The 24747-nt window shown below is 73.7% G+C and carries 24 protein-coding genes and 5 tRNA genes; 9 read left to right on the top strand and 20 right to left on the bottom strand.

Features of this window, described 5'->3' with window-relative positions:
- Positions 1-33 precede the first annotated feature (33 nt).
- From OIE51_RS24910 to pgsA, 3 genes are read right to left on the bottom strand one after another with little or no spacing between them, the layout of a single operon-like run.
- Entirely contained in the window at positions 34-1194 is a 1161-nt protein-coding gene (locus tag OIE51_RS24910; RefSeq protein WP_326600080.1) for a glycosyltransferase family 4 protein, read from the bottom strand.
- On the bottom strand, positions 1191-2108 hold the full coding sequence (locus tag OIE51_RS24905) for a phosphatidylinositol mannoside acyltransferase (protein WP_326600079.1): 918 nt from the start codon (positions 2106-2108) through the stop codon (positions 1191-1193). The genes OIE51_RS24910 and OIE51_RS24905 overlap by 4 nt, the downstream gene beginning before the upstream one ends.
- A complete protein-coding gene (gene pgsA / locus OIE51_RS24900) occupies positions 2105-2779 on the bottom strand; it encodes a phosphatidylinositol phosphate synthase (protein ID WP_326600078.1) in 675 nt (224 codons plus the stop codon). The genes OIE51_RS24905 and pgsA overlap by 4 nt, the downstream gene beginning before the upstream one ends.
- A gap of 237 nt (positions 2780-3016) precedes the next feature.
- Between pgsA and OIE51_RS24895 the strand changes: the two genes are divergently transcribed.
- Positions 3017-4693: a hypothetical protein gene (locus tag OIE51_RS24895; RefSeq protein ID WP_326600077.1), complete on the top strand. Its 1677-nt coding sequence runs from the start codon at positions 3017-3019 to the stop codon at positions 4691-4693.
- Between the two features lie 43 nt (positions 4694-4736).
- Here the strand turns inward: OIE51_RS24895 and OIE51_RS24890 are convergent, their stop codons facing one another.
- The 4 genes from OIE51_RS24890 to OIE51_RS24875 form a co-directional block, all read right to left on the bottom strand.
- Positions 4737-5309, bottom strand: a complete 573-nt coding sequence (locus tag OIE51_RS24890) for an HIT family protein (RefSeq protein WP_326600076.1) — start codon at positions 5307-5309, stop codon at positions 4737-4739.
- 70 nt (positions 5310-5379) lie between these two features.
- Positions 5380-7359: a threonine--tRNA ligase gene (gene thrS / locus OIE51_RS24885; protein ID WP_326600075.1), complete on the bottom strand. Its 1980-nt coding sequence runs from the start codon at positions 7357-7359 to the stop codon at positions 5380-5382.
- Positions 7360-7498: 139 nt separating this feature from the next.
- Positions 7499-7570: transfer RNA gene (locus tag OIE51_RS24880), tRNA-Val, on the bottom strand.
- A 42-nt stretch (positions 7571-7612) separates the two neighbouring features.
- Complete coding sequence (locus OIE51_RS24875; protein WP_326600074.1) at positions 7613-8080, bottom strand: SRPBCC family protein; 468 nt, start codon at positions 8078-8080, stop codon at positions 7613-7615.
- A gap of 161 nt (positions 8081-8241) precedes the next feature.
- On the opposite strand from OIE51_RS24875, the gene OIE51_RS24870 reads away from it, so the two are divergent.
- A complete protein-coding gene (locus tag OIE51_RS24870) occupies positions 8242-8655 on the top strand; it encodes an SsgA family sporulation/cell division regulator (protein WP_003959770.1) in 414 nt (137 codons plus the stop codon).
- 168 nt (positions 8656-8823) lie between these two features.
- Positions 8824-9408, top strand: a complete 585-nt coding sequence (locus OIE51_RS24865) for a CGNR zinc finger domain-containing protein (protein WP_326600073.1) — start codon at positions 8824-8826, stop codon at positions 9406-9408.
- Here OIE51_RS24865 and OIE51_RS24860 read toward each other — a convergent pair.
- A complete protein-coding gene (locus OIE51_RS24860; protein ID WP_326600072.1) occupies positions 9393-9590 on the bottom strand; it encodes a hypothetical protein in 198 nt (65 codons plus the stop codon). The genes OIE51_RS24865 and OIE51_RS24860 overlap by 16 nt on opposite strands.
- Positions 9591-9665: 75 nt before the next feature.
- Positions 9666-10058: a hypothetical protein gene (locus OIE51_RS24855; protein WP_326600071.1), complete on the bottom strand. Its 393-nt coding sequence runs from the start codon at positions 10056-10058 to the stop codon at positions 9666-9668.
- Positions 10059-10163: 105 nt separating this feature from the next.
- Between OIE51_RS24855 and OIE51_RS24850 the strand changes: the two genes are divergently transcribed.
- Positions 10164-10682, top strand: coding sequence for a DsbA family protein (locus OIE51_RS24850; RefSeq protein ID WP_326600070.1), 519 nt, complete (start codon positions 10164-10166; stop codon positions 10680-10682).
- Here the strand turns inward: OIE51_RS24850 and OIE51_RS24845 are convergent.
- From OIE51_RS24845 to OIE51_RS24835, 3 genes are all read right to left on the bottom strand, one after another.
- Positions 10664-11494: a GNAT family N-acetyltransferase gene (locus OIE51_RS24845; protein ID WP_326600069.1), complete on the bottom strand. Its 831-nt coding sequence runs from the start codon at positions 11492-11494 to the stop codon at positions 10664-10666. The two genes, OIE51_RS24850 and OIE51_RS24845, sit on opposite strands and share 19 nt — an antisense overlap.
- 71 nt (positions 11495-11565) lie before the next feature.
- A complete protein-coding gene (locus OIE51_RS24840) occupies positions 11566-12390 on the bottom strand; it encodes an aminotransferase class IV (RefSeq protein WP_326600068.1) in 825 nt (274 codons plus the stop codon).
- Positions 12365-13456, bottom strand: coding sequence for a chorismate-binding protein (locus tag OIE51_RS24835; RefSeq protein ID WP_326600067.1), 1092 nt, complete (start codon positions 13454-13456; stop codon positions 12365-12367). Before OIE51_RS24835 ends, OIE51_RS24840 begins: the two co-directional genes overlap by 26 nt.
- Positions 13457-13566: 110 nt before the next feature.
- Here OIE51_RS24835 and OIE51_RS24830 point away from each other — a divergent pair.
- The 4 genes from OIE51_RS24830 (at position 13567) to OIE51_RS24815 (ending at position 13898) form a co-directional block, all read left to right on the top strand.
- Positions 13567-13639, top strand: a tRNA-Gly gene (locus OIE51_RS24830).
- 22 nt (positions 13640-13661) lie between these two features.
- Positions 13662-13732, top strand: a tRNA-Cys gene (locus OIE51_RS24825).
- A gap of 1 nt (position 13733) precedes the next feature.
- Positions 13734-13805 (top strand) — tRNA-Val (locus OIE51_RS24820).
- Between the two features lie 21 nt (positions 13806-13826).
- Positions 13827-13898, top strand: a tRNA-Val gene (locus tag OIE51_RS24815).
- A 188-nt stretch (positions 13899-14086) separates the two neighbouring features.
- Here the strand turns inward: OIE51_RS24815 and OIE51_RS24810 are convergent.
- Positions 14087-14254 carry a hypothetical protein gene (locus OIE51_RS24810; RefSeq protein WP_326600066.1) on the bottom strand — a complete coding sequence of 56 codons (168 nt, stop codon included), beginning with the start codon at positions 14252-14254 and terminating at the stop codon, positions 14087-14089.
- 318 nt (positions 14255-14572) lie between these two features.
- On the opposite strand from OIE51_RS24810, the gene OIE51_RS24805 reads away from it, so the two are divergent.
- Positions 14573-15625 (top strand): serine/threonine-protein kinase, encoded by a 1053-nt coding sequence (locus OIE51_RS24805; RefSeq protein ID WP_326600065.1) that lies wholly within the window; start codon positions 14573-14575, stop codon positions 15623-15625.
- 37 nt (positions 15626-15662) lie between these two features.
- On the opposite strand, the gene OIE51_RS24800 is transcribed toward OIE51_RS24805, so the two are convergent.
- From OIE51_RS24800 to OIE51_RS24770, 7 genes are all read right to left on the bottom strand, one after another.
- Complete coding sequence (locus tag OIE51_RS24800; RefSeq protein WP_326600064.1) at positions 15663-16472, bottom strand: TrmH family RNA methyltransferase; 810 nt, start codon at positions 16470-16472, stop codon at positions 15663-15665.
- A complete protein-coding gene (gene cobA, locus OIE51_RS24795; RefSeq protein WP_326600063.1) occupies positions 16469-17674 on the bottom strand; it encodes a uroporphyrinogen-III C-methyltransferase in 1206 nt (401 codons plus the stop codon). Before cobA ends, OIE51_RS24800 begins: the two co-directional genes overlap by 4 nt.
- A 50-nt stretch (positions 17675-17724) precedes the next feature.
- Complete coding sequence (cobT, locus tag OIE51_RS24790; protein WP_442812012.1) at positions 17725-20655, bottom strand: nicotinate-nucleotide--dimethylbenzimidazole phosphoribosyltransferase; 2931 nt, start codon at positions 20653-20655, stop codon at positions 17725-17727.
- A 74-nt stretch (positions 20656-20729) separates the two neighbouring features.
- Entirely contained in the window at positions 20730-21965 is a 1236-nt protein-coding gene (gene cbiE, locus OIE51_RS24785) for a precorrin-6y C5,15-methyltransferase (decarboxylating) subunit CbiE (RefSeq protein WP_326600061.1), read from the bottom strand.
- 47 nt (positions 21966-22012) lie between these two features.
- Positions 22013-22624 (bottom strand): GNAT family N-acetyltransferase, encoded by a 612-nt coding sequence (locus OIE51_RS24780; RefSeq protein ID WP_326600060.1) that lies wholly within the window; start codon positions 22622-22624, stop codon positions 22013-22015.
- 102 nt (positions 22625-22726) lie between these two features.
- Positions 22727-23569, bottom strand: coding sequence for a MetQ/NlpA family ABC transporter substrate-binding protein (locus OIE51_RS24775; RefSeq protein ID WP_326600059.1), 843 nt, complete (start codon positions 23567-23569; stop codon positions 22727-22729).
- Positions 23536-24594, bottom strand: a complete 1059-nt coding sequence (locus OIE51_RS24770; protein ID WP_326600058.1) for a methionine ABC transporter ATP-binding protein — start codon at positions 24592-24594, stop codon at positions 23536-23538. Before OIE51_RS24770 ends, OIE51_RS24775 begins: the two co-directional genes overlap by 34 nt.
- Positions 24595-24747: the final 153 nt, after the last annotated feature.

The raw sequence follows: 24747 nt of genomic DNA, 5'->3' as shown, positions 1-24747 counted from the left end.
GCCCGGGTTCCCGGGGCCGGGCCGGGCCGACCGTCAGTCGCGGGCGAAGCCGAGCCGGCCGAGCAGCCCGACCCGGTCGTCGGGCGCCACGGCCTCGGCGCCGGCGGTGACCGTCTCGTAGACGGCGAGGATGTCGGCGCCCACCGTGGACCAGTCGAACCGGCGCACGTGGGCGCTGCCGCGCTCGCGCAGCTCGGCCAGCCGTCCGGGGTCGCCCAGCAGCCGCACGGCGGATCGGGCGAGGGCGTCGGCGTCCTCATTGCGGAACAGCTCGCCGGCCCCTCCCCCGTCGAGCACCTGGGCGAAGGCGTCGAGATCGCTGGCGAGCACGGGGGCGCCGGCCGACATGGCCTCGACCAGAATGATGCCGAAGCTCTCGCCGCCGGTGTTGGGCGCGACGTACAGGTCGACGCTGCGCAGCAGCCGCGCCTTGTCCTCGTCGCTGACCATGCCCAGGAACTCGACCCGGTCCCGCAGCGGACGCGGCAGCCCGGCCACGGCCTCCTTCTCGTCGCCGCGCCCGGCGACCAGCAGCCGGGTGTCCGGGCGGGCGGCGAGGATCTTCGGCAGTGCGCGCATGAGAACCGGAAGGCCCTTGCGGGGCTCGTCGATCCGGCCGATGAACCCGATGGTGCCGCCCTGCCACTCGGCCTTGGGCCCGGCGTCGGCGAAGAAGCCGACGTCCACGCCGTTGGGGATGACCACGGCGTCGCCGCCGAGGTGCTCGACCAGGGTGCGGCGGGCGTACTCGCTGACGGCGATGCGGGCGCTGATCTTCTCCAGCGCGGGCTGGAGGATCGGGTAGGCGGCGATCATCGCGCGGGAGCGGGGGTTGGAGGTGTGGAACGTGGCGACGATGGGCCCGCGCGCCGCCCAGCACGTCAGCAGGGCGAGGGAGGGCGCGGCCGGCTCGTGGATGTGCAGCACCTGGAAGTCGCCGTCGTGCACCCAGCGCCGGACGCGGGCGGCGGAGAGGAAGCCGAAGTTGAGGCGGGCGACCGAGCCGTTGTAGGGCACCGGCACGGCGCGGCCGGCGGACACGACGTAGGGCGGCAACGGGGTGTCGTCGTCGGCGGGGGCGAGGACCGAGACGCCGTGCCCGAGCCGGATCAGGTGCTCGGCCAGGTCCCGGATGTGGAACTGCACGCCGCCGGGGACGTCCCAGGAGTACGGGCAGACGATGCCGATCCTCATGACGGCCGCCTCCCTTCGGGCGCTGTCCGGACCGGCGCGGTGTCGGCGGTCCACAGCCGCTGCAGCATGTGCCAGTCCTGCGGGTGCGCGGTGATCTCGGCGGCGAAGGTGTCGGCCAGGGCCTGGGTCATGGCCGCCGTCCGTTCCGCGCGGGTGCCGGTCTCCGGCACCGGGACCGGCGGGTGGACGCGGCCCCTCATCACCGGGGTGTCGTCGAACCACAGGGCGGCGGGCAGCAGCAGCGCGCCCGTCTGCTGGGCCAGCATGGCAGGTCCGGCGGGCATCCGCGCCGTCTCGCCGAAGAACGAGACCTCCACGCCCGAGGCGGACAGGTCGCGGTCGGCGATCAGGGCCACCAGGCCGCCGGCCCGCAGCCGCCGGGCGAGCGTGCCGAACGAGCCGCCGGTGTGCGGCAGCACCTCCATGCCGAGTCCCTCGCGATAGGCGACGAAGCGGTCGTAGAGGCTCTCGGGCCGCAGCCGCTCGGCGACCGTGACGAAGGGGGTGTTCAGCGCGGTGACCAGCCAGGCTCCCGCCAGGTCCCAGTTGCCCATGTGCGGCAGGGCGAGGATGACGCCGCGCCCGCGGGCCAGTCCCTCGGTGAGGTGGCGCATGTCCTCGCCGGCGTAGGACGCCCTGATCCGCTCGGGGCTCCAGACCGGCAGCCGGAAGGACTCGATCCAGTACCGCAGATAGCTGCGCATGCCCGCGCGGGACAGCTCGCGCAGCCGCTCCTCGCCGGCGTCGGGGACGACCCGGGCCAGGTTGGCCTCCAGTCGGCGCACGCCGTCGCCACGTCGGCGCCAGGCGACGTCCGCGGCACGGCGGCCGAGGGCGTTCGCGGCCGGTTCGGGAAGGCGTTTGACGGCGGTCCAGCCGAGTCCGTACAGCCCGTCGGCGAGCCGCTCTCTCATGTCTGGCCGCTTCCCTGCTGCTGCTCGCGCGGGGCCGCCGCGTCCGCTTCGGCGGACTCCCGGCGCACGGTGACGACCCGCTGGATGAGCGTGATCGCGCTGCCGACGGCCACCACCCACAGCGCGGTGGGCAGCAGCACGCCGATGCGCGGCACGTCGAACGTCCGCTCCCAGCCCGCGATTCCGCCGCAGACCAGGGTGATCACGAGCCGTTCGGCACGCTCCACCAGGCCGTTGACGGCCACCGGCAGCCCGATGCTCTCGCCTCTGGCCTTGGTGTACGACACGACCTGGCCGCTGGCGAGGCAGAACAGCGTCACGGCGCAGAGCAGCTGGTTGTCGCCGCCGCCCGCGTACCACAGCGCGATGCCGGTGAAGATCGCCGCGTCGGCCACGCGGTCGAGGGTGGAGTCGAGGAACGCGCCCCAGCGGCTGGAACGGCCGAGCTGGCGGGCCATGTTGCCGTCGACGAGGTCGGAGAAGACGAAGAGGGTGATGACGACGGTGCCCCAGAAGAACTCACCGCGGGGGTAGAAGGCCAGTGCTCCCGCCATCACCCCCGCGGTGCCGATCAGCGTCACCGCGTCCGGGCTCACCCGCAGCCTGAGCAGCAGGGCGGCGAAGGGAGTGAGGACACGCGTGAAGAAGGCACGCGCGTACTTGTTGAGCATGTCCTTGTCCAAAGGTCACAGAGGGGCCGCGTGGTCAGACGGCCGGAGGCCCCATCGTAGCCACGCCCGGGATCCGGTGACGCGGGGCCCGTTGCGAAGGGTGGGAATTCCCCGAGGGGGCGGTGGCGGTCCCCGGCGGCCGTTAGGCTGGGCGCGGGCAGGTGTGCTGAGCCCGTCAGGAGGGAACTGGCCTGACGGCGGCTGGTGTTCGAGGGGTTTCGAGGACTGGGGGTACCGATGGCGGGCCTGGACGACCTGAGGAACGCGGCGGGGGTGGAGTTCGACTTCGCCCCGGGCGCCCAGGTCCCGCTCTCCGGCACGGGGAGCGGGCGGACCGGTGTCAGCCACGCGCTCGCGTCGGTCGTCTACCGGGACGGCGCCCCCGAGGAGATCCGGGAGCCGAACGACGCGGCCGAGGTGAAGGGCGGGCGCTTCTCGCTGCTGGAGCCGAACCTCGGCGAGGCGTTCACCCGCGCGATCGAGACCCGCATGCTCGGCGACAAGCGCAAGCCACTGATCCAGTCGTTCGGCGTCGAGCCCCAGGTCGTGGTGGAGCACGCGCTGGCGGCGAAGCGCGTCCGCAGGCAGCGCGACCGCCGGCTGACGATCCTCATGGCCGTCTTCGGACTGATCTTCCTGCCCGGTGTGCTGATATGGCTCGGGCTGTTCCAGCTGCGCCGCACGCTGGCCGGGTCGCTGGCCCAGCGCGCGGGCGCGTTCGGGCAGGTGCTGCTGGCGGCGGTGTTCGGGCTGGTCGTCCTCCTGCTGCTGGCCCTGCCGGTCTCCGGCATCGTCCAGCTGTACGTGTGGGCGCTGCTGCCCGCGCCGATCATCGGCTGGTTCTGGGCCAAGCAGATCGCCGAGCGCACCGCGCAGAACCTGCGGGCGCACTGGACGGGCCTGCTGGGCGGCAGCGGCACCGGCGCCCGCATCCCGGAGGCGGTCCCGCAGAACCCGAACGACGCGGAGGCGGAGCGGCTGCGGATCGGCCTCGCGAAGCTGTCGGCGGAGCAGAGCAGCAACCTCGTCTACTACGCGGGCCCCAAGGGGATACTGGGCATGGGCGTGCGCTGGGCGAGCTGGCAGCTCGCGGAGGAGCTGCGGCCCCGTGACCCGGGCCGGGACATCGATCCCTTCCGCAGCTGGGACGTCGCCCGGGCGATGGGCGACCAGCTCCGGCTGCTGGAGCGCGGCCCGTTGCACACCGGCGGCTTCACGCCCCCGTCGATAACGCACTGGGTGGTGCGGCACGTCGGCGAGGGCGCCAAGGAGGTGTCCCGCCCCGAGGGACCGACCGCGGACGGGTACAGCTTCAGCAACTTCGAGGTCCAGCGGATCTGCAACGAGCAGCAGTTCGACAGCGGCGACCGGCACTACCTGGGCGTCCAGTTCGTGCTGTGGGACGGCGAGCTGGTCGTCACGCTGATGACCACGGTGACGGTGCTGCACCGCACGCTGCGCATCGAGGTGACCGCGCACGCGCTCGGCCCGATCCACGGCTTCTTCCGCAAGAAGCCGGAGACCAACAAGCGGACGGTGCGGAACGCGCTGCGGCCGTGGAAGAAGGAGGACCAGGTGCTGCCGCTGGTCGACGCCAAGGAAGTGGTGCGACTGGCCGCCCGCGCCCCGCTGACCTGGTTCCCCGCCCGGCTCGACAAGCTGGGCGGCACGATCGCCCTGCCGGAGCCGTTCGGCCTGCGCCACACCTGGGCCACCCCGATGGGGAACAACCGCTTCATGATGGACGACCTGCTGCGCACCCCGACCCCGGTGCTGCGAGTGGCGCACGCGGCGGCGCTGCGGGTGCTGGAGGAGAACGGCGTGGACATCTCGTCGTTCGAGGCCCGCGCCCAGGCGCTCAGCGGTCAGGTGCAGACGGCGGAGCCGAAGCAGGCCGACGAGTACAACCTGTGACCGGCCGCCGGGGCCGCCGGGGCCGCCGGTCCGCGCTCGGGCGTCAGGACGTGGGCCGGACGTCCGGCCAGGCGTCGGCCAGCATCCGCCGGGTGTCGGCCAGGAGCTGGGGCAGGACCCGGGTGTGGCCCACCACGGGCATGAAGTTGGAGTCGCCGCCCCACCGGGGCACCACGTGCTGGTGCAGGTGGGGCGCGATGCCGGCGCCCGCCGCCGAGCCCTGGTTGATGCCGATGTTGAAGCCGTGCGCGCCGGAGGCCCGGCGGATCGCGGTCATGGCCTGCTTGGTCAGCGCGGCCAGCTCCGCGGTCTCCTCGGCCGTGAGGTCCGTGTAGTCGGCGACATGCCGGTAGGGCACCACCAGCAGGTGGCCGCTGTTGTACGGGTAGAGGTTCAGCACGGTGTAGACGGTCTCGCCCCGGACGATGATGAGACCGTCCTCGTCGCTCTTGCCGGGGATCGCGCAGAACGGACAGCCGTCGTCGGCCCCGGGGCCGGTCGGCTTGCCCTCACCTTGGATGTAGGCCATCCGGTGGGGCGTCCAAAGGCGCTGGAACGCGTCCGGCGTCCCCACTCCGATCTGCTGCTCCGGCTCGCTGCTCATGCTGGCCAGCATATGGCGTAGTACGGACGGAGCGGGCCCCGGGGCGGAGGCCCCGGGGCCCGCTCGGCCGGTGTTCCCGGCGCTAGATCTGGACCCGGGCGCGCACGGCCTCGGCGATCTCGCTCAGCGCCTCGGCGCGCGGAATCCCGTTCTTCTGGGAACCGTCGCGGTAACGGAAGCTGACGGCGCCGTTCGCGACGTCGTCGTCGCCCACGATGACCATGAACGGGATCTTTTGCTTCTGCGCGTTGCGGATCTTCTTCTGCATCCGGTCGGAGGAGGAGTCCACCTCCATGCGCAGCCCCTGGGCCTTCGCCTCGGCGGCGAATTCCCGCAGATACGGCACGTGCGAGTCCCCGATGGGGATGCCGACCGCCTGCACCGGGGCGAGCCACGGCGGGAAGACGCCCGCGTAGTGCTCCAGCAGCACGGCGAAGAAGCGCTCGATCGAGCCGAACAGCGCGCGGTGGATCATCACCGGCTGCTGCCGGGTGCCGTCCGCCGCGGTGTACTCCAGGCCGAAGCGCTTCGGCTGCTGGAAGTCGACCTGGAGCGTGGACATCTGCCAGGTGCGGCCGATGGCGTCCTTCGCCTGCACGGAGATCTTGGGCCCGTAGTACGCGGCGCCGCCGGGGTCCATGACCAGCTCCAGGCCCTGCTTGCCGGCGGCCTGGCGCAGCACCTCGGTGGCCTCGTCCCACTCCTCCGGCTCACCGATGAACTTCGGGGAGTCGTCCCGGGTCGACAGCTCCAGGTAGAAGTCGCTGAGCCCGTAGTCGCGCAGCAGGTTGAGCACGAAGGTGAGCAGGGCGTCGAGCTCGTCGGCCATCTGCTCCTTCGTGCAGTAGATGTGCGAGTCGTCCTGGGTGAAGCCGCGGGTGCGGGTGAGTCCGTGGACCACGCCCGACTTCTCGTACCGGTAGACCGTGCCGAACTCGAAAAGCCGAAGCGGCAGTTCCCGGTAGGACCGCCCACGCGCCCGAAAAATCAGGTTGTGCATGGGGCAGTTCATGGCCTTGAGGTAATAGTCCTGCCCCTCGAATTCCATGGGCGGGAACATCGACTCGGCGTAGTTCGGCAGGTGTCCGGAGACTTCGAAGAGCTTCCGCTTGGAGATGTGCGGGGTGTTGACGAATTCGTATCCGGATTCCTCGTGCCGACGGCGCGCATAGTCCTCCATGACCTTGCGGACGACGCCGCCCTTGGGGTGGAAGACCGCCAGTCCCGAACCCAGCTCCTCCGGAATGGAGAAGAGGTCCAGCTCGGTCCCCAGTCGCCGGTGATCGCGCTTCTCGGCCTCGGCCAGGAACTCCAGGTGTGCCTTGAGCTGATCCTTGGACGGCCAGGCGGTGCCGTAGATCCGCTGGAGCTGCGGGTTGCGCTCGCTGCCCCGCCAGTACGCCGCGGCGGAGCGCATCAGCTTGAACGCGGGGATCAGCCGGGTGCTGGGCAGGTGTGGCCCCCGGCACAGGTCCTTCCAGCACAACGCGCCGGACTTGGCGTCGACGTTGTCGTAGATGGTCAGCTCGCCGGCCCCGACCTCGGCGCCCGCGCCCTCGGCGGTCTCGGCCGCGGCGCCCTTGAGGCCGATCAGCTCCAACTTGTAGGGCTCGCCGGCCAGCTCGGCGCGGGCCTCCTCGTCGGTCACCGCCCGCCGGGCGAAGCGCTGGCCCTGCTTCTGGATCTGCTGCATGCGCTTTTCGATCCGCCCGAGGTCCTCGGGGTGGAACGGCTGGGGGACGTCGAAGTCGTAGTAGAAGCCGTCCTTGACGGGCGGCCCGATGCCGAGCCTGGCCTCGGGGAACAGCTCCTGCACGGCCTGCGCCATGACGTGGGCGGTGGAGTGCCGCAGGATGTCCAGCCCGTCGGGCGAGGAGATGTCCACCGGCTCGACCACGTCACCGTCGGCCGGCTCGTAGGCCAGGTCCTTGAGCTGTCCGGCGACACGGGCGGCGACGACCGACCGCTCGCCCTCGAAGAGCGCGGCGGCCGTCGTGCCGGTGGCCACCACGCGTTCGTCCCGCTCGGAATCGCGCTGGATGATCACACGGACGTCTGACACCGGTCTCTCCTGACTCGTGTGTGGTGAACGCGGCCTCCGCGCCGCGCAGTCCGCATCGTACCGACCGCGTGACCCCGGCGGCGACGGGGATAAACGCGGAAGGCCGGTCCGCCGCTTGGCGGACCGGCCTTCCCGGGGGTGGGCGATACTGGGATCGAACCAGTGACCTCTTCGGTGTGAACGAAGCGCTCTCCCGCTGAGCTAATCGCCCGGGGTGGTGCCCTGCGGCACGGTGAGAACCATACAGGGCGGGTCACCCGTCATCCAAATGAACTCCCAGCCAGGCGCGCAGCCCTCGCCGTCCCGAACGCATCATCAGGGCGTGGTTGGCGGCGAACACCGGCCGGGCGAGCCAGGACAGGGGCCGCAGCAGCGGCTTGCGCAGCGCGGTGTCCTGCTCGTAGCGGACCGCGGTGCCCCGCCCGCTGGGCGCGACCGTCCAGCGCACCCAGCCGTCCAGATCGCCGCTGAGGAGCACCTCGATCAGCCCGGCCGCCGGGTCCCGGCGGCCGGCGCGGACACCGACGCGGAGCGAGAAGGGAAGAAAGGAACGGAAGCGGGCAAGTCCGGCGTTCGGATCCGTCCGGACGACCTCCCGAATCTCACGCCACCACCGCGGATAGTCCTCGGGCCGCTCCAGAACGGCATAGACCGCGCCAGGCGGGGCACCTACCCACCAGTCGTCGTTGAATCGGTAACGGCTCCACCGGCCGTCCGTCATGCGTCGCCTCCCGGCTTAGGGCATATCACTACTCGCCCATTGGAATGACATTAAAGGCCACAATTGGGGTAGAGGGGTTTACAACCGGCGGGTACGTGGCATCTGGAATTCGCCGACGTGCGAATCCCCGAGCGCACACTGAGCGAAAGGCCCTGGCGCTTATGAACACCACGGTCAGCTGCGAGCTGCACCTGCGCCTCGTCGTATCGAGCGAGTCCTCACTACCTGTACCCGCGGGGCTGCGGTATGACACGGCGGACCCCTACGCCGTACACGCCACATTTCACACCGGAGCCGAAGAAACCGTCGAGTGGGTTTTCGCCCGCGACCTCCTCGCCGAAGGACTGCACCGGCCCACGGGCACCGGCGATGTCCGGGTCTGGCCCTCCCGAAGTCACGGGCAGGGAGTCGTCTGCATCGCCCTGAGCTCCCCCGAGGGCGAGGCATTGCTCGAGGCCCCGGCCCGGGCCCTCGAATCCTTCCTGAAGCGGACGGACGCAGCCGTACCGCCCGGCACGGAACACCGTCATTTCGATCTCGATACGGAGCTCTCGCACATTCTGGCAGAGAGTTAGAGACCCGCCGGTTCCTCACGCCGTCCGACTCGGGGCGACGGCGTGGGACCGGCGACACAACAGCACGGTGGCGCCGCCGCGGGTATTCCCCCCACGGCGGCGCCGCCGCGCGTGGGCAGCCGCTAGAGTCTGGCTTCATCGTTTTCCAGACCGGACGGGGAGCCCTCCGTGCTGATCAACCACGACACCCGGTGCGCACTCGACCACACCGTCGACCTGCTGAACACCGCGGCCGGCTCCTGGGACGCGCTCACCGACATAACGGCCCTGCGGGCTTTCGTGGCCGACCACTCGGTGAGCGACGTGCGGGTGGCGGAGCTCGCCGAGTCCGATCTCCGGGCGGTGCGCGGGGTGCGCGAGCGGTTCGCCGCGATCTTCGCCGCCCCCTCCGACCGGGCGGCGGCCGAGCTGATCAACGCCCTGGTGGCGGCGGCCGGGACCACCCCCCGCCTGACCGATCACGACGGTCACGACTGGCACGTGCACTATTTCGCCCCCGGCGCCTCGGTCGCCGAGCACCTGGCCGCCGACTGCGGGATGGCCCTGGGCTTCATCGTGGTGGCCGGGGAGCGGGAGCGGCTGCGGCGGTGCGAGGCGCCCGGCTGCGGGCGCGCGTTCGTCGACCTGTCGCGGAACCGTTCACGCCGCTACTGCTCCAGCCGGACCTGCGGGAACCGGCTGCACGTCGCCGCGTACCGGGCCCGGCAGCGGGACTCCGAGACCGTCGCGGGGAGCGCTCACAAGAGGAACTGATCATGCGCCCCGGCGAGGAGCAGCAAGGCGCCGATGACGGTCAGGAAGAGCATCAGCGGCGGCTGCGACAGGGCGAACAGGCAGCCGCGCGCCTCGGGGGCGCCCCGGCCGACCTCCGGACCCGGGGCCGGCGGCAGGTGGTCGGTCGGTTCGGGAGTCTCTTCCCACGTTGTGTGCGGCATGGCGCCGCGATCATGACGCAATCGGACGCCTGTGCGCGATCAACACGCCCTCTTCGCCCCGCGACACGCCCTATGTCAGATGCCGTGCTTCTTCAGGATCGCCTCGATGTCGGAGAAGTCGTCCGCCTCGCCGCCGCGCCGGGCGGCGGCCGGCAGGGACCGGGCCGGGCCGTCCTCACGGCGCCGCGCGCCGCCCGGGTCCCGGCCGCCCGAGCCCCGGCCCTCGGCGAACCGGCCGACCAGGAACAGCAGCACGGCGCAGCCCAGCACGCCGCAGCCGGCCCAGGCCACCGGGTTGAAGGTCATGTTGAGCACGAAACGCACCACGCCGGTCATCGCGAGGCCGACGGGCAGCAGGGCCACCGCCGCCACCCGCAGCGCCAGGGCGAAGCGGCGGCGGCGCGCCACCACCAGCGCGACGCCCAGGCCCGCGGCCGAGAGAAGGGTGCAGACAGCGCCAATCAGCATCTTTCCATCCTGCCGCGCTCCGGGCCGCGAAGCCATGGCCCGGGCCCGGGATCGGGGATTTCTCCGGGTCCGCCCCGCCCCGACGGGGATGGAAGACTGTGCGGCATGAACGAGACGACCGGTTCCCGCGCCGTGCTGGACGTGTGGTGCGACCTCCAGTGCCCCGACTGCCACCGCGCGGAGTCCGACCTGCGCGCCCTGCGGGAGCGGTTCGGGCCGGCGCTGGAGATCAGGCGCCGGCACTTCCCGCTCAGCCGCCACCGGCACGCGCTGGCCGCCGCCCAGGCCGCCGAGGAGGCGTACCTCCAGGGCCGGGGCGACGAGTACTGGTCGGCGTTGCTGGCCCGCACCGCCGATCTGGCGGCGCGCGGCACCGAGGTGCTGCTGGAGGTCGCCAGGGAGCTGGGCCTGGACGCGGACGAGGTGGACACCGCGCTGATCGACGGCCGGCACATGCTGATCGTGGACGCCGACCAGGCCGAGGGCGAGGCACTCGGTGTCACCGGCACCCCGACGTATGTGATCGGCGGCGAGCGACTGGACGGCGGCCAGAGTCAGCAGGGGCTGCGGGAGCGCGTCGGCGAGATCGCCGAGTCCCTGCTCGCTCAGCCCAGCGGCTTGTAGAGGTGGATCTCGACGGGCCGGTACCCCAGTGAGGCGTAGAGCCGCAGCGCCGGGGTGTTGCCCGCGAACACGTTGAGCCCGAGCAGCCGCGCCCCCGCCGCGTGGCAGACGCGCTCGGCCTCCAGCATCAGGGTGCGCCCGTGGCCGCGCCCCCGGTGGGCCTCGTCCACCTCGACGGCGAAGACGTAGGCGTCCTCCTTGTGCCGCAACCGCTCGGCCACCAGGGAGACCCAGAGCGTGCCGACGGCCGCGCCGTCGTGTGTCAGGACGCGCAGGACCACGTCCTTGGTGGCGGGGCCGTCGGGGAGCAGCGTGGCGTAGGCGTGGTCCGCCCTGGTCCCGGCGGCGGCCGGGTCCATGCCCCGGTCGGTCCAGCTCCGCGTGTACGCGGCCCGCTCGGCCTCGAACCAGGCCGGATACTCGGCGTCGGTCAGGTCGCGGAAGGCGCCCCCGGACGGCGGCGGGGGCGGCGGGCCGGTCACGGGCTTGGCGAGGTTACGGTTCCGCTCGGTGTAGCCCAGCGCGGTGGCGAGCGCCAGGGCGTCCGGGGCCGCGGCGGGCACCGCCACCGCGGCCTCGCGGCAGCCCCACGCGCGCAGCGCCTCCTCGGCCGCCAGCACGGCGACCGTGGCCCGGCCGCGACGGCGGTCCGGCTCGGCCACCTCCAAGTGCTCGACGCGGCCGGCGCCGTGCGCGGCGGCGATCCGGAGGGAGCCGGCGCGGCGGCCGTTGACGCGGATGTCGAACGTCCGGGATCTGCCGCCGTCGGCGGCGCGCTCCTCGGGTCCGGCGGGACGCAGTGTCGTCGTCATCGCCGGATGTCTACCCGCCCACGGGGTCCCCCGTCACCCGATTTACCCGCCACGCGGCGGCGCGCCGGGCGTCAGGGGTCGATGTCGGCGGCCGAGCGCTCCCGGAAGACGCGGGCGGCCTTGGCGGTCACCGGGCCGGGGGCGCCGGGCACGGTCCGGTCGTCGATGCGGCGCACGGCCTGCACGTCGCGGAGGCTGGAGGTGAGGAAGATCTCCTCGGCGCGCTCCAGGGAGTCCATGGGCAGATCGGTCTCGGTGGCGCCCACCCATTCGAGGATCAGGGCGCGGGTGATGCCGGCCAGGCAGCCGGAGGACAGCGGCGGGGTGTGCGGCTCCCCGTCGAGGACCACGAACACGTTGCTGCCGGTCCCCTCGCAGAGCCGGCCGGCGGTATTGGCGAAGAGCGCCTCGGAGGCGGCGGCCCGGCGGGCGTGGGCCAGCGCGATGACGTTCTCGGCGTAGGAGGTGGTCTTCAGGCCGGTGAGGGCGCCGCGCTCGTTCCGCGTCCAGGGGACGGTGACGACGGCGGTGCTCTCGGGGACGCGGGTCGCCTCGGCGTGCGCGACGAGCAGCGTCGGCGAGGCGTCGCCGCGATCCGAGCCGAGCGGCGCGGGCCCGCCGGTGTAGGTGACGCGGAGCCGGCCGAACGGCAGCGGCGTCGCCGCGAGCACGGCCGCGCAGGCACGCCGCACCTCGTCGCGGTCGGGCTCGGGCAGGCCGAGACCGGCGGCGGAGGCGGCCAAGCGGTCCAGGTGCCGGCTGGTGGCGAAGGCGCGGCCGTGCTCGGTCCTGAGCGTCTCGAACACGCCGTCGCCGACGGTGAGTCCGTGGTCGAAGACGGAGACCCGCGCGCTGTCGGCGTCGCGCAGCTCACCGTCCAGCCAGATCAGCGCCATGGTGGCTCCTCTCCCTGTCGCCCCCGGGCCCGGGGTGGCCTCCCGTAGACGCTACCCCGACGAGCCGGGACGCCTTCAGCTCGGTCTCGGCCCACTCCCCCGCCGGATCGGAGTCCCAGGTGACCCCCGCGCCGGTGCCGAAGCGCAGCACCGGGGCCGGGCCGGCGGTCCGGTCGATCCAGAACGTGCGGATGCCGACGGCGAGTTCGCCGACGCCTCGATCGGCGTCGACCCAGCCGACAGCTCCGCAGTACGGTCCCCGGGACGCGGTCTCCAGCGCGTCGATGACGCGCAGCGCGCTGGACTTGGGGGCGCCGGTCACCGAGCCGGGCGGGAAGGCGGCGGCCATCAGCTCCGGCCAGCCGGCGCCGGGCCGCAGCTCGCCACGGACGGTGGAGACCAGGTGGACCAGGCCCGGGTAGCTCTCGGCGACGCACAGGCCGGGCACGGTCACCGAGCCGGGGACGCAGACGCGGCCGAGGTCGTTGCGGACCAGGTCGACGATCATCACGTTCTCGGTGTAGTCCTTCGCCAGCAGATCGGCGGCGCTGCGGCCGGTGCCCTTGATCGGGCCGGACTCCACGGTGCGGCCCCGGCGGCGCAGGAAGAGCTCGGGGGACGCGGTGGCGATCTCCACGCCGTGCGCCGGGAGCCGTACGGTGCCCGCGTACGCCGCCGGGTGGGCGCGGGCCAGCAGTGCGCTCAGAGCGTCGACGTCGGCGTCCTGGCCGGGCAGCGGCGCCGACAGCACGCGGCAGAGGTTCACCTGGTAGACGTCGCCGGCCGCGATGTGGTCCCGCACCCGCCGCACGCCCGCCGTGTAGGCGGCCCGGTCCAGGGAGCTGGTCCAGGCGCCGGGGGCCGGGCCGCGCCAGCGCCCCGGCCCGGCGGCGGGCGGCGGGGCGGGCCGGACGGCGGAGAACCGCGCGCACACCAGCCGCCCGCCGAAGTCCGCGGCCACCGCCCACCAGCCCGAGGAGTCCAGCGCCGCCGGATCGCCGGTGACGTCGCGGAGGCCGGTGGCGAGGAATCCGCCGAGGCGGGCGAGCGGTGCCGAGTCGTGCATGTGTGCGAGTCTAGGCGGCGGTCAGGGGATACGAAGTTTGAGCTGGCCCGCGAATCCGCTAAGGTTCATGACGTCGCCGGAGCGAGGAAGTGGCTGTGGTGGCAGCGATTGCGGACGTAGCTCAGCTGGTAGAGCACCACCTTGCCAAGGTGGGGGTCGCGAGTTCGAATCTCGTCGTCCGCTCGAAGGGGGCACGCCCCCATCCGGTGGAGTGGCCGAGAGGCGAGGCAACGGCCTGCAAAGCCGTCTACACGGGTTCAAATCCCGTCTCCACCTCGGACGATTAGCTCAGCGGGAGAGCGCTTCCCTGACACGGAAGAGGTCACTGGTTCAATCCCAGTATCGTCCACTGGATCCGCGAGGATCCTCCGCGCGATTAGCTCAGCGGGAGAGCGCTTCCCTGACACGGAAGAGGTCACTGGTTCAATCCCAGTATCGCGCACCGCCTGTTGAGAAGAGGCCGGAAGAGCAGTGCTCTTCCGGCCTCTTCTCATGCTGCGCGCGTGCGCGCGGTGCCCGGGCAGCTCCCCAGCTGCCCGGGCCCATAGCCGTCCGCCTCATCCCCGTCCCCACGGGGTTGTTCAGCCGGTGTCCCCGACCCGGGCCGCTCTCCCGGGTCCGGGGCGCCGCTCAGCGCCCCAGCATGCCGGCCACGGACGACGCCTGTGTCATGACGGCGTCGACGCCGCCGATGACGATCGCGAGGGCGATGGCCAGCGGCAGCACCATCGCCGTGGCCACCAGCGGATGGCGCTGGTCCGTCCGACCGGTGCGCGGGCCTGCCGCGGTGCGTGCCATCTCGCCCCTCCCGACATCGTGTTGGCAGCGGCGGGCGGGTGACCTCGGGGGACGAGTGCTGCGCCCGCCGCTTGACCACAACAGTAGGTCCGGGGGGCGCCCGTGACGTCAGCCCGGCGTACTGACCTGGGGGCCTCCCCCAGGATGAGACGGCCCATGATCGACTACTCCCCAGGGTGGACACCGCCGCCGGGGAGCCAGGGGTTCCCCCCGGGCGGCGCGCGGTCGCCAAGGCGCGCGTGCGCGCGGCATTTCGGTACTCGGGCCGCGCAGTCCGTAAGCTGTGGCTCATCACAAGCACGGGGCAGCGAGGTGGACATGGCGATGATGCGGCTCCGGCGCGAGGACCCGCGAGTCGTCGGCGCGTTCCGGCTCCACCGGCGGCTGGGCGCCGGGGGGATGGGGGTCGTGTACCTCGGCTCCGACCGGCGCGGCCAGCGGGTCGCGTTGAAGGTCATCCGGCCCGATCTGGCCGAGGACCAGGAGTTCCGTTCGCGGTTCGCCCGCGAGGTCTCCGCCGCGCGGCGGATCCGGGGCGGCTGCACGGCCCGGCTGGTGGCCGCCGATCTGGACGCCGCCCGGCCGTGGTTCGCCACCCAGTACGTGCCGGGTCCCTCGCTGCACGACAAGGTGGTGGAGCAGGGGTCGCTGTCCGCCGCCGAGACGGCCGCCATCGGCGCGGCCCTGGCCGAGGGCCTGGTGGCCGTGCACGAGGCCGGGGTCGTGCACCGCGACCTGAAGCCGTCCAACATCCTGCTGTCGCCCAAGGGGCCCCGGATCATCGATTTCGGTATCGCGTGGGCGACCGGGGCGAGCACGCTGACGCATGTGGGCACGGCGGTGGGCTCGCCCGGCTTCCTCGCGCCCGAGCAGGTGCGGGGCCAGCCGGTCACCCCGGCCACCGACGTCTTCTCGCTCGGCGCGACGCTGGCCTACGCGGCACTCGGCGACTCGCCGTTCGGACAGGGCAGTTCCGAGGTGATGCTCTACCGGGTGGTGCACGAGGAGCCACAACTGCGCGGCGTTCCCGCCGCGTTGGCGCCGCTGCTGCGTTCGTGTCTGAGCAAGTCGCCCGAGGAGCGGCCCAGCACGCTCCAGCTCTCGCTGCGTCTGAAGGAGATCGCGGGCCGGGAGGCGCGCGGGGTGGGTCAGCCGGCGCCGCGCCAGCGGCCCGCCGCCCCGGCGCCCCGCGCCCCCGCGCCCCGGCGGCCCGAGAGCGCCGTTTCCGGGACGCGGCGCCCACAGACCGCCGCGGCGCGCCGGGGCGTCGACCGGCGGCTGCTGCGGCAGCGGCTGGTGGTATTCGTCTCGGTGACGCTGATGGTGGCGCTCGGTATCGCGGCGGCGCAGGGGTGTCAGGGGCCGCTGTGACGGGGCGGCGCGGCCCCCGCGCCGCCGCCGGCCCGTCTCAGCCCTGGGCGACCGCGTAGAACGCGACGGCCGCGGCGGCGGCCACGTTGAGCGAGTCCACCCCGTGCGCCATCGGAATCCTGACCCGGGCGTCGGCCGCGGCGAGGGCGTGGGCGGTCAGGCCCTCGCCCTCGGTGCCCAGCATCAGGGCCAGCTTCTCGCCGCCGAACTCCCGGACGGCCGTGCCGATGTCCGTCGCGGCGGCGTCCGGGGTCAGCGCGAGCAGCCGGAAGCCAGCCTCCCGCACGTCCCACAGCCCCCGCGGCCAGGGGCTCAGGCGGGCGTAGGGCAGGGAGAAGACGGTGCCCATGGAGACCTTCACCGAACGCCGGTACAGCGGGTCCGCGCAGTCCGGGGAGAGCAGGACCGCGTCGATGCCCAGCGCGGCGGCGCCCCGGAAGACGGCGCCGAGGTTGGTGTGGTCGTTGACCGCTTCGAGGACCGCCAGCCGACGGGAGGCGGCGAGCAGTCCGGCGGCCGGGGGCAGGGGCGTGCGGCCCATCGCGGCGAGGGCGCCCCGGTGGACGTGGTAGCCGGTGACCCGCTCGGCCACCTCCGGGCTGACCACGTACACCGGCGCCGCGGCGGACGCCACGACGTCCGCCATCACCTCGGCCCAGCGGGGGGTGAGGAGCATGGAACGCATCGGGTAACCGGCGCGCAGGGCACGGCGGATGACCTTCTCGCCCTCGGCCATGAACAGGCCCTCGGCCGGCTCGCGCCGACGGCGCAGGGCGACGTCGGTGAGCGCCGTGTAGTCCGCCAGCCGCGGGTCGCCGGGGTCGTCGACCGGGACCGGGCCGGTCATCCCTCCGTCACCACGTCGCCGACGACGATGACGGCCGGTGGCCGGATGCCCTCCTCCGCGATGTGCCGGCCCACGGTCTCCAGGGTGGCGTCCACGCGGCGCTGGGCGGCGGTGGTGCCCTCCTGGATGACGGCGACCGGGGTGGTGGCGGGACGGCCGTGCCGGACGAGGGTCTCGGCGATGGCGCCCATCCGCTCGACCGCCATCAGCAGCACCAGGGTGCCGCGCAGGGCGGCCAGCGCCTTCCAGTCCACCAGGGAGCGCGGGTCGTCGGGCGCGACGTGCCCGCTGACCACGGTGAACTCGTGGGCGACGCCCCGGTGGGTGACCGGGATGCCGGCGGCGGCCGGGACGGAGACGGCGCTGGTGACCCCGGGGACCACGGTCACCGGGATCCCCGCCTCGGCCAGCGCCTGGGCCTCCTCCTTGCCGCGGCCGAAGACGAACGGGTCGCCGCCCTTGAGCCTGACCACCGACTTGCCGGCCTTGGCGTGCTCGATGAGGGCGTTGTTGATGGCGTCCTGGGCCATGGCGCGGCCGTAGGGGATCTTGGCGGCGTCGATGACCTCGACGTGCGGGGGCAGCTCGTCCAGGAGATCGCGGGGGCCGAGGCGGTCGGCGATCACCACGTCGGCCTCGGCCAGCAACCGCCGGCCGCGCACGGTGATCAGGTCGGGGTCGCCGGGACCGCCGCCGACCAGGGCGACGCCGGGGGTGCGCAGACGGTGTCGGGGCGCGGTGAGGGTGCCGTCGCGCAGGCCCTCGACCACGGCGTCCCGGACGGCCGCCGAGCGGCGCGGGTCCCGGCCGGTGAGCACGGCCACGGTCACACCCTCGCTGCGGCCGGTGGCCGGGGTCCAGGCGGTGGCCGCCTCGGCGTCGTCGCTGCGGACGCACCAGACGCGGCGCTCCTCGGCCTCGGTGGACGCGGCGGCGTTGATCTCCGGGTCGTCGGTGGCGACCAGCGCGTACCAGGCGTCGGCTATGTCGCCTCGGCGGTATCCCCGGGGCTCCCAGCGCAGTTCGCCCGTCTCGGCCATGGCCTGGACGGAGGGGGTGACCGAGGGGGCGATCAGCAGGATGTCGGCGCCCGCCGCGAGCAGCGCGGGCAGCCGGCGCTGGGCGACGGTGCCGCCGCCGAGGACGACGACGCGGCGGCCGGTCAGGCGCAGGCCGACGGGGTATGCGGGTTGTTCTGGCATCGGTGGTGCGGGCTCCTCGACGCTTCACTGACGGGCAGGGGCCCCTCACCTTAATTCTTGTCCGTCACCCCGGCCGAGTCGAAGGTCGCCACCTCGCGCATCGCGCGGGCGGCGCTCTGCACGACGGGGAGCGCCAGCAGCGCGCCGGTGCCCTCGCCGAGCCGCAGGTCGAGGTCGACCAGCGGGCGCAGGCCGAGCGCGGTGAGCGCGGCCAGATGGCCGGGCTCGGCGCTGCGGTGTCCGGCGATGCAGACGGAGACGGCCTCGGGGGCGATGGCGCGGGCGGCCAGGGCGGCGGCGCCGGCGCTGACGCCGTCGAGAATCACGGGGACGCGGAGCGAGGCGCCGCCGAGGATCAGCCCGGCGAGGGCCGCGTGCTCCAGGCCGCCGACGGCGGCGAGCACGCCGATCGGGTCGCCGGGGTCGGGCTGGTGCCGTTGCAGCGCGCGGCGGACCACCTCGACCTTCCTCGTGTGCGTCTCGTCGTCGATGCCGGTGCCGCGCCCGGTGACCTCGGTGGGCTCGGCGTCGGCGAAGACGGCGATCAGCGCGGCGGCGACGGTGGTGTTGGCGATGCCCATCTCGCCGGTGAGCAGCGCCCGGTTGCCCGCCGCGACGAGGTCACGGGCCGTTTCGATGCCCACCTCGATGGCGCGCATGGCCTCTTCGCGGCTCATCGCCGGGCCGACGGTGAAGTCGGCGGTGCCGGGCCTGATCTTGCGCGGCAGCAGGCCGGGGGTGCCGGGCAAATCGCTCTTGACGCCGACATCGATGACGCAGACCTCGGCGCCCACCTGGGTGGCGAACGCGTTGCAGACCGCTCCCCCGCCCAGGAAGTTGGCCACCATCTGCGCGGTGACCTCCTGGGGCCACGGGGTGACGCCCTGGGCGTGGACGCCGTGGTCGCCGGCGAAGACCGCGACGGCGGCGGGCTCGGGGACGGGCGGCGGGCAGCTCCGCGAAAGGCCGCATAGCTGGGCCGAGATGACCTCCAGGGCGCCGAGGGCGCCGGCCGGCTTGGTCATCCGCTTCTGCCGCTCCCACGCCTCGCCGAGCGCCTGGGCATCCAGCGGGCGGATCTCGGCGAGGGTCTCACTGAGCAGGTCGTGCGGCCCGGCGCCGGGCAGGGCGCGGCGGCCGTACGCCTCCTCGTGCACCACCCAGGACAGCGGACGGCGCCGGGACCAGCCGTGGCGCGCCAGCTCGGGCTCGCCGGGGAACTCGTCGACGTAGCCGACGCACAGGTAGGCGACGACCTCCAGGTGCTCGGGGAGGTCGAGGGCGCGGGCCAGCTCGCGCTCGTCGAAGAAGCTGACCCAGCCGACGCCGAGGCCCTCGGCGCGGGCGGCGAGCCACAGGTTCTCCACGGCGAGGGCCGAGGAGTAGGGCGCCATCTGCGGCTGGGTGTGCCGACCGAGGGTGTGCCGGCCGCCGCGCGTGGGGTCCGCGGTGACCACGATGTTGACCGGGGTCTCCAGGATGGCCTCGACCTTCAGCTCCTTGAACTGCTTGGCACGGGCCTTGGGCAGGGACTTGGCGTAGGCGTCGCGCTGCTGGGCCGCGAGCTCGTGGACCATGGCGCGGGTCTCGGGCGAGCGGACCAGCACGAAGTCCCAGGGCTGGGAGAGGCCGACGCTGGGCGCGGTGTGCGCCGCCTCCAGGACCCGGATCAGCACCTCGTGCGGGATGGGGTCGGAGCGGAAACCGTTGCGGATGTCGCGGCGTTCGCGCATCAGGCGGTGCACGGTCTCGCGTTCGGTGTCCGGGTAGCCGGGGGCCGGGGGGCGGAGCGCGGCGTCCACGGGGGCGGCGGGCTCCTCGGGGGAGCGCTCCGCGACGGTGACGGGCTCCGCGACGGCGGGCTCCGGCACTGCCACCTCCGGCGCGACGGCCCCGGGCACGACGGGCTCCGGCGCGACGGCCCCGGGCACGACGGCCCCGGGCGCGACGGCCCCGGGCGCGACGGCCCCGGGCGCGACGGCCTCCGGCACCGCGGCCTCGGGCACGACGGCCTCCGGCACCGCGGCCTCGGGCACGACGGGCTCCGGCACGACGGGCTCGGGCACGACGGGCTCCGGCACGACGGGCTCGGGGGCGACGGCCTCGGGCACGACCCGCTCCGGCACGACGGCCCCGGGCGCGACGGGCTCCGGCACGACGGCCCCGGGCACGACCGGCTCCGGCACGACCGGCTCGGGCACGACCCGCTCTGGCGCGACCGGCTCCAGCGCGACGGGCTCCGGCACGACGGCCCCGGGCGCGACGGCCTCTGGGGCGACGGCCCCGGGCGCGACGGCCTCTGGGGCGACGGCCCCGGGCACGACCGGCTCCGGCACGACCGGCTCGGGCACGACCCGCTCTGGCGCGACCGGCTCCGGCACGACGGGGTCGGATGCGACGGGGACCTCGGCCGGCTCGGCCGGGGGCTGGGGGGCGGTCCAGGCACCCGACGTGACGGGGAGCGGGGAGGTGCTCTCCGCCTCCGGGGCGGCGACGGGCCCAGCCGGCGGGGTCACGGCCGGCGTCTCCTCGGCGGGCACGGCCGCCTGGGCGAGGATCAGCACCGCCTCGGGCGCGGGCACGGGCTCGGGAACCGCTTCGGGCGCCACCGGCTGGGCCGGGACCGGCACCACCTCGACGGCGACGGGCTCGGCCGGGGGCTCGTCGGCGGGGATGTCGAGGTACTCCGGCTCGGTGTGCGTGGGCACCGGCGCGGCCCGTTCCGCCAGTGGGCGGACCGGGGTCGGCTGGGGAACCGTGGGACGGGGCGTCATCGCCGCGTCGCCCCAGGCGCCGCTCACACCGGGCATCAGCAGGTCCTCTTCCTCGCTGTCCCCGGCCTCATCGGCGTGGCCGGGGAAGGTGTAGGCGGCGGGAACCGGTACGTCCACCGGCTCCGGCCGGGGACCCTCCGGGTTCTGGCCGGTGTCCGTCATACGTCCACCTCGCCCATCGCAGGTGCTCCTTCCAACCCCGGACATCGCGGGACATACCCCCAAGTCCGGCTGACGGCACAACGATCCATCAGCCTACCTGGGCCCGCGTGGGCTCCCGGTCACGGGTTCGGTCGGCGGCCCGCGAGCAGGAAGACGACGGACCTGCCGCGTTCGGACCAGTCGTGCGTCTCCAGCTCGACGGACTGCACGAGCGTGCACTCCACGGCGTACCCGGCGGCGTTCAACACGCGGCCCACGGTCTCGGCCTGATCGCGCGTCATCGCGTGCGTCACGACGCGCTGCGGCCGGCGGTCGGCGCACGCGGCGAGGGTGCGCGGGCCGCCGCCGCCGACCCGGATCACATCGGGCTCAGGCAGGTCTTCGAGGACGTGCGGGGCGACACCGTTGACGGTATGGAGCTGGACGCCGAGGCGCCGCGCGGTGGCCTCGGCGCGCGCGAGGGCCTGGGCGTCGCGGTCGACGGCGATGACGGCGGAGCCGAAGCGGGCGGCCTCGACGGCGGTCAGCCCATCGCCCGTTCCGATGTCCCACATCAGGTCGCCGACACGAGGGCCGAGGACGGCCAGCTCCAGGGCGCGCAGCCGGGGGTCGCGCCCGGGGGCGTCCGGGGCGGGGCCCGGGTCCGGCAGCAGGTACTCGCCCGGGGCCAGGCCCCAGCCGCGCGGCCGGCCCTCGCCGCCCGGGGCGAGCCCGGCCAGCCAGCCGGCGCCGTCGGCGGTGTGCGGGGAGCCGCTGCCGCCGATCACGAGCAGCAGGTTGGGGTCGGTCCACTGGTGCTGCGAGACGGTGTCGGAGGTCAGGACCGAGACGCGCTCCCGGTCGGTGCCCAGGGCTTCGCAGATGACGAACGTGCGGTGCACCCGGCCCAGCAGCAGGGCGATTTCGGCCGGGCCCGCGCCGGGCGAGGTGAGGACGGCGACCTTGGGATGGGCACGGCAGACGTTGACCGCCCGGCGCAGGGTGCGGGGATTGGCGACGACGACGCGGGCGTCGTCCCAGGGCATCCCGGCGCGGGCGAAGGCGGCCGAGACGGCGGATACGGCGGGGACGACCTCGACTTCGAGACCGTGTTCCGGGTCGCGCAGGGCGCGGACGACGCCGAAGAAGCCGGGGTCGCCGTCCGCCACGACGACGGCGGTGCCGCGGTGGGCGGCGATGCGCCGGGCGGCGAGGGCGACGCTGCCGAGGGTCACCCGCTCGGCATGGCCCGGGACTTCGGGCAGGGCCAGGTGGCGGGGAGCGCCGGCCACCAGGGTGGCCGCGCGGAGCGCGGCGCGCGCGGCCGGGTCGAGCGGGGAGCCGTCCCATCCGATCACCGTGACACGGTCGGCCATGGTCGGGGTGCTCCTGGACTGGTCGCAGATCGTGGACGGCGACGAGCCTACCCTGCGCGGTACCCGGCTCCGGGGGCTTCCTCAAGGTCCTCGGGGAGCAGTCCCCAGACGATCAGATCGGTGCGGATGTCGGTCCAGCCGCCGTCCTCGGTGCGGGAGCGGACTATCAGGGCGTTGCGCAGGACGCCCTCGCTGACGCAGCCGATCTTCTGGGCGACCTGCTGGGAGGCGGTGTTGCCCGCGGCGGTGCGCACTTCGAGGCGTTCGAACTTCTGCTCGTGGAAGAGCCACTTGACGAGGGCCAGCACGGACTCGGCCGCGTAGCCCTCACCTCTGGCCCAGGGGGCGACGACGTAGCCGACCTCGGTGGACAAGGTCCGCCAGTTGGTGCTCTTCAGGTGGACACTGCCGACGAGCCGGTGGGTGAGGTGCTCGGTGATGGCCAGGACGATGCCTCTGCCCTCGGTGCGCTCGGCGGGCGCGACGCGGGTGATCCAGTGCCGGGCTTCCGCCGTGGTGTAGGGGATGGGAGCGGAGGTCCAGGCCGCGGTGAGTTCGTCGTTCATCATCGCGGTGAGCTCCGGGATGTCCTCTTCCTCGAACGGGCGCAGCTCCAGCCGGTCGGTGCTGATGGCGATGTCGGGGAAGGTGGATGTCATGGGGCCACTCCATGCCTGGTGTCTGAGGGGACAGCATGCAGTATCGGCGGGCCGGACGCGGTGCCGGGCCCCGGCTGGTGCCGGGGCCCGGGCCCGGTGGCGTCAGGCGGCGGGCTCGCCGAAGGCCGGGACGACCGATCCCTGGTAGGTGTCCTCGATGAACTGCCGGACCTCGTCGGAGGTGAGCAGCTCGGCGAGGGTGCGGACGCGGGGGTCGTCCTCGTCGCCCGCCCTGACGGCGATGAGGTTGGCGTAGGGGTTGCCCTCGGCCTCCTCCAGCACGAGGGCGTCCTCGGCGGGGGCGAGGTCGGCCTCGATGGCGTAGTTGCCGTTGATGATCGCGGCGTCGAAGTCCTCCAGGGCGCGCGGGAGGGTGGCGGCCTCCAACTCCTCGAAGGACAGGCCGTGGTCGTCGGTGACGTCGGCGAGGGTGGCGTCCGAGCCGACGCCCTCGGCCAGCTCGATCAGGCCGTTGTCGGCGAGGAGCTTGAGGGCGCGTCCCTCGTTGGTGGCGTCGTTGGGGACGGCCACGGTGGCGCCCTCGGTGAGGTTCTCGGCGCTGTCGAGGGAGCTGGAGTAGAGGCCGAGGGGTTCGAGGTGGACGGTGACGACGCCGACCAGGTCGGTGCCCTGGTGGGTGTTGAAGTCGTCCAGGTAGGGCTGGTGCTGGAAGAAGTTGGCGTCGACCTCGCCGCTGTGGACGGCGGTGTTGGGGAGCACGTAGTCGGTGAACTCCCGGATCTCCAGGTTGAGTCCGGCGTCCTCGGCGAGGTTGTCCCGGACGAATGCGAGGATCTGGGCGTGCGGGGTGGGGCTGGCGGCGACGGTCAGCGGCGCGGCGGCGTCGGGCGGTCCGTCCGCGTCGTTTCTCCCGGGGTCCGGGTCCGGGTCCGAGTCCGTGCCGCAGGCGGTCAGGCCGAGGGTGAGGGCGGCGGTGGCGGCCACGAGGGCACTGGTCTTGAGGGGGGTACGTCCGGGAGTTCGACGGTCAGGCCCTGTCCGCGCAGGAAGCCGAGGGGGGCCGCGTTCTCCTCGGGGCGGCCCGGGATCTCGATCCGCATCCGGCCGACCTGGCGGCCGGCGACGGTGTCCATGGCCGCGCCGAGGATGGAGACATCGACGGCGTGGGTCCGGGCGAGCTGGGAGATGACCGGTTGGGCCGCGTTCTCGCCGTGGAAGGTGATGTCCACGACCGTGCGGCCGGCCGCCGAGGCGGCGCCACCGACGGGGAACAGCTCGTGCGCGAGGCGCGAGCCGGGGGTCGCGAGCAGCTCGGGGACGGCGCCGGACTCGACGACGCGGCCCCGTTCCATCAGGGCGGCGGAGTCGCAGACCGCCTTCACCACGTCCATCTCGTGGGTGATGAGCAGCACGGTGAGACCGAGGTCCCGGTTGAGGTCGCGCAGCAGGCCCAGCACGGAGCGGGTGGTCTCGGGGTCGAGGGCCGAGGTCGCCTCGTCGGACAGCAGCACCTTGGGGTCGCCGGCCAGGGCGCGGGCGATGCCGACGCGCTGCTTCTGGCCGCCGGAGAGCTGCGCGGGGTAGGCCCGGGCCTTGTCGGCGAGGCCGACCAGGTCGAGCAGGTCGAGGGCCTTGCGGGCGCGCTCGTGGCGACCGAGCCCGAGGATCTCCAGCGGGAGCTCCACATTGCCCTGGACGGTGCGCGAGGAGAGAAGGTTGAAGTGCTGGAAGATCATGCCGATGCCGCCGCGGGCGCGGCGCAGCGGGCGGCCGGCGCGGTTGCCGCCGCCGGCCAGGGCGGTGAGGTCGAGGCCGTCAACGGTGACGGTGCCGGAGGTGGGGCGCTCCAGCAGGTTGAGGCAGCGGATAAGGGTGGATTTCCCGGCTCCACTGCGGCCGATGACGCCGTAGACCTCGCCCGGTCGGACGTGGATGCTGACGCCGTCGAGCGCGACGACCTCTCGGCCGCGCGAGCGGTAGACCTTGGTCAGGTCCGTGGTGGTGATCACTGGACTTCCGTGACTGTCGGGTGCCGGGGCACGGCCCGGCCTCGGGGGCGTGACGGGAACGGGGGGCGTGACGGGAACGGGGGGGAGCACCGAGCCGGGCGCGGCGGACCGCGGGAGAACCGGGGGATCACCGGCGGCGCGGGGCGCGGCTCA

The organism is Streptomyces sp. NBC_01803 (assembly GCF_035917415.1).
Lineage (GTDB): Bacteria > Actinomycetota > Actinomycetes > Streptomycetales > Streptomycetaceae > Streptomyces.
The sequence above is the reverse complement of the archived record's forward strand: the minus strand, read 5'-3'. Positions and strand labels throughout refer to the sequence as shown.

Excerpts from the sequence above, each read along its gene's own strand:
- OIE51_RS24890 (WP_326600076.1), bottom strand. The coding sequence starts at position 5,309 with ATGCTGGCCAGCATGAGCAGCGAGCCGGAGCAGCAGATCGGAGTGGGG.
- OIE51_RS24810 (WP_326600066.1), bottom strand. The coding sequence starts at position 14,254 with ATGGCACGCACCGCGGCAGGCCCGCGCACCGGTCGGACGGACCAGCGC.
- OIE51_RS24840 (WP_326600068.1), bottom strand. The coding sequence starts at position 12,390 with ATGGCGCTGATCTGGCTGGACGGTGAGCTGCGCGACGCCGACAGCGCG.
- OIE51_RS24895 (WP_326600077.1), top strand. The coding sequence starts at position 3,017 with ATGGCGGGCCTGGACGACCTGAGGAACGCGGCGGGGGTGGAGTTCGAC.
- OIE51_RS24870 (WP_003959770.1), top strand. The coding sequence starts at position 8,242 with ATGAACACCACGGTCAGCTGCGAGCTGCACCTGCGCCTCGTCGTATCG.
- OIE51_RS24800 (WP_326600064.1), bottom strand. The coding sequence starts at position 16,472 with ATGACCGGCCCGGTCCCGGTCGACGACCCCGGCGACCCGCGGCTGGCG.
- OIE51_RS24855 (WP_326600071.1), bottom strand. The coding sequence starts at position 10,058 with ATGCTGATTGGCGCTGTCTGCACCCTTCTCTCGGCCGCGGGCCTGGGC.
- OIE51_RS24835 (WP_326600067.1), bottom strand. The coding sequence starts at position 13,456 with ATGCACGACTCGGCACCGCTCGCCCGCCTCGGCGGATTCCTCGCCACC.
- pgsA (WP_326600078.1), bottom strand. The coding sequence starts at position 2,779 with ATGCTCAACAAGTACGCGCGTGCCTTCTTCACGCGTGTCCTCACTCCC.
- cbiE (WP_326600061.1), bottom strand. The coding sequence starts at position 21,965 with ATGGCCGACCGTGTCACGGTGATCGGATGGGACGGCTCCCCGCTCGAC.
- OIE51_RS24850 (WP_326600070.1), top strand. The coding sequence starts at position 10,164 with ATGAACGAGACGACCGGTTCCCGCGCCGTGCTGGACGTGTGGTGCGAC.
- OIE51_RS24860 (WP_326600072.1), bottom strand. The coding sequence starts at position 9,590 with ATGCCGCACACAACGTGGGAAGAGACTCCCGAACCGACCGACCACCTG.
- cobT (WP_442812012.1), bottom strand. The coding sequence starts at position 20,655 with ATGTCCGGGGTTGGAAGGAGCACCTGCGATGGGCGAGGTGGACGTATG.
- OIE51_RS24910 (WP_326600080.1), bottom strand. The coding sequence starts at position 1,194 with ATGAGGATCGGCATCGTCTGCCCGTACTCCTGGGACGTCCCCGGCGGC.
- OIE51_RS24875 (WP_326600074.1), bottom strand. The coding sequence starts at position 8,080 with ATGACGGACGGCCGGTGGAGCCGTTACCGATTCAACGACGACTGGTGG.
- OIE51_RS24805 (WP_326600065.1), top strand. The coding sequence starts at position 14,573 with ATGGCGATGATGCGGCTCCGGCGCGAGGACCCGCGAGTCGTCGGCGCG.
- OIE51_RS24905 (WP_326600079.1), bottom strand. The coding sequence starts at position 2,108 with ATGAGAGAGCGGCTCGCCGACGGGCTGTACGGACTCGGCTGGACCGCC.
- cobA (WP_326600063.1), bottom strand. The coding sequence starts at position 17,674 with ATGCCAGAACAACCCGCATACCCCGTCGGCCTGCGCCTGACCGGCCGC.
- OIE51_RS24845 (WP_326600069.1), bottom strand. The coding sequence starts at position 11,494 with ATGACGACGACACTGCGTCCCGCCGGACCCGAGGAGCGCGCCGCCGAC.
- OIE51_RS24780 (WP_326600060.1), bottom strand. The coding sequence starts at position 22,624 with ATGACATCCACCTTCCCCGACATCGCCATCAGCACCGACCGGCTGGAG.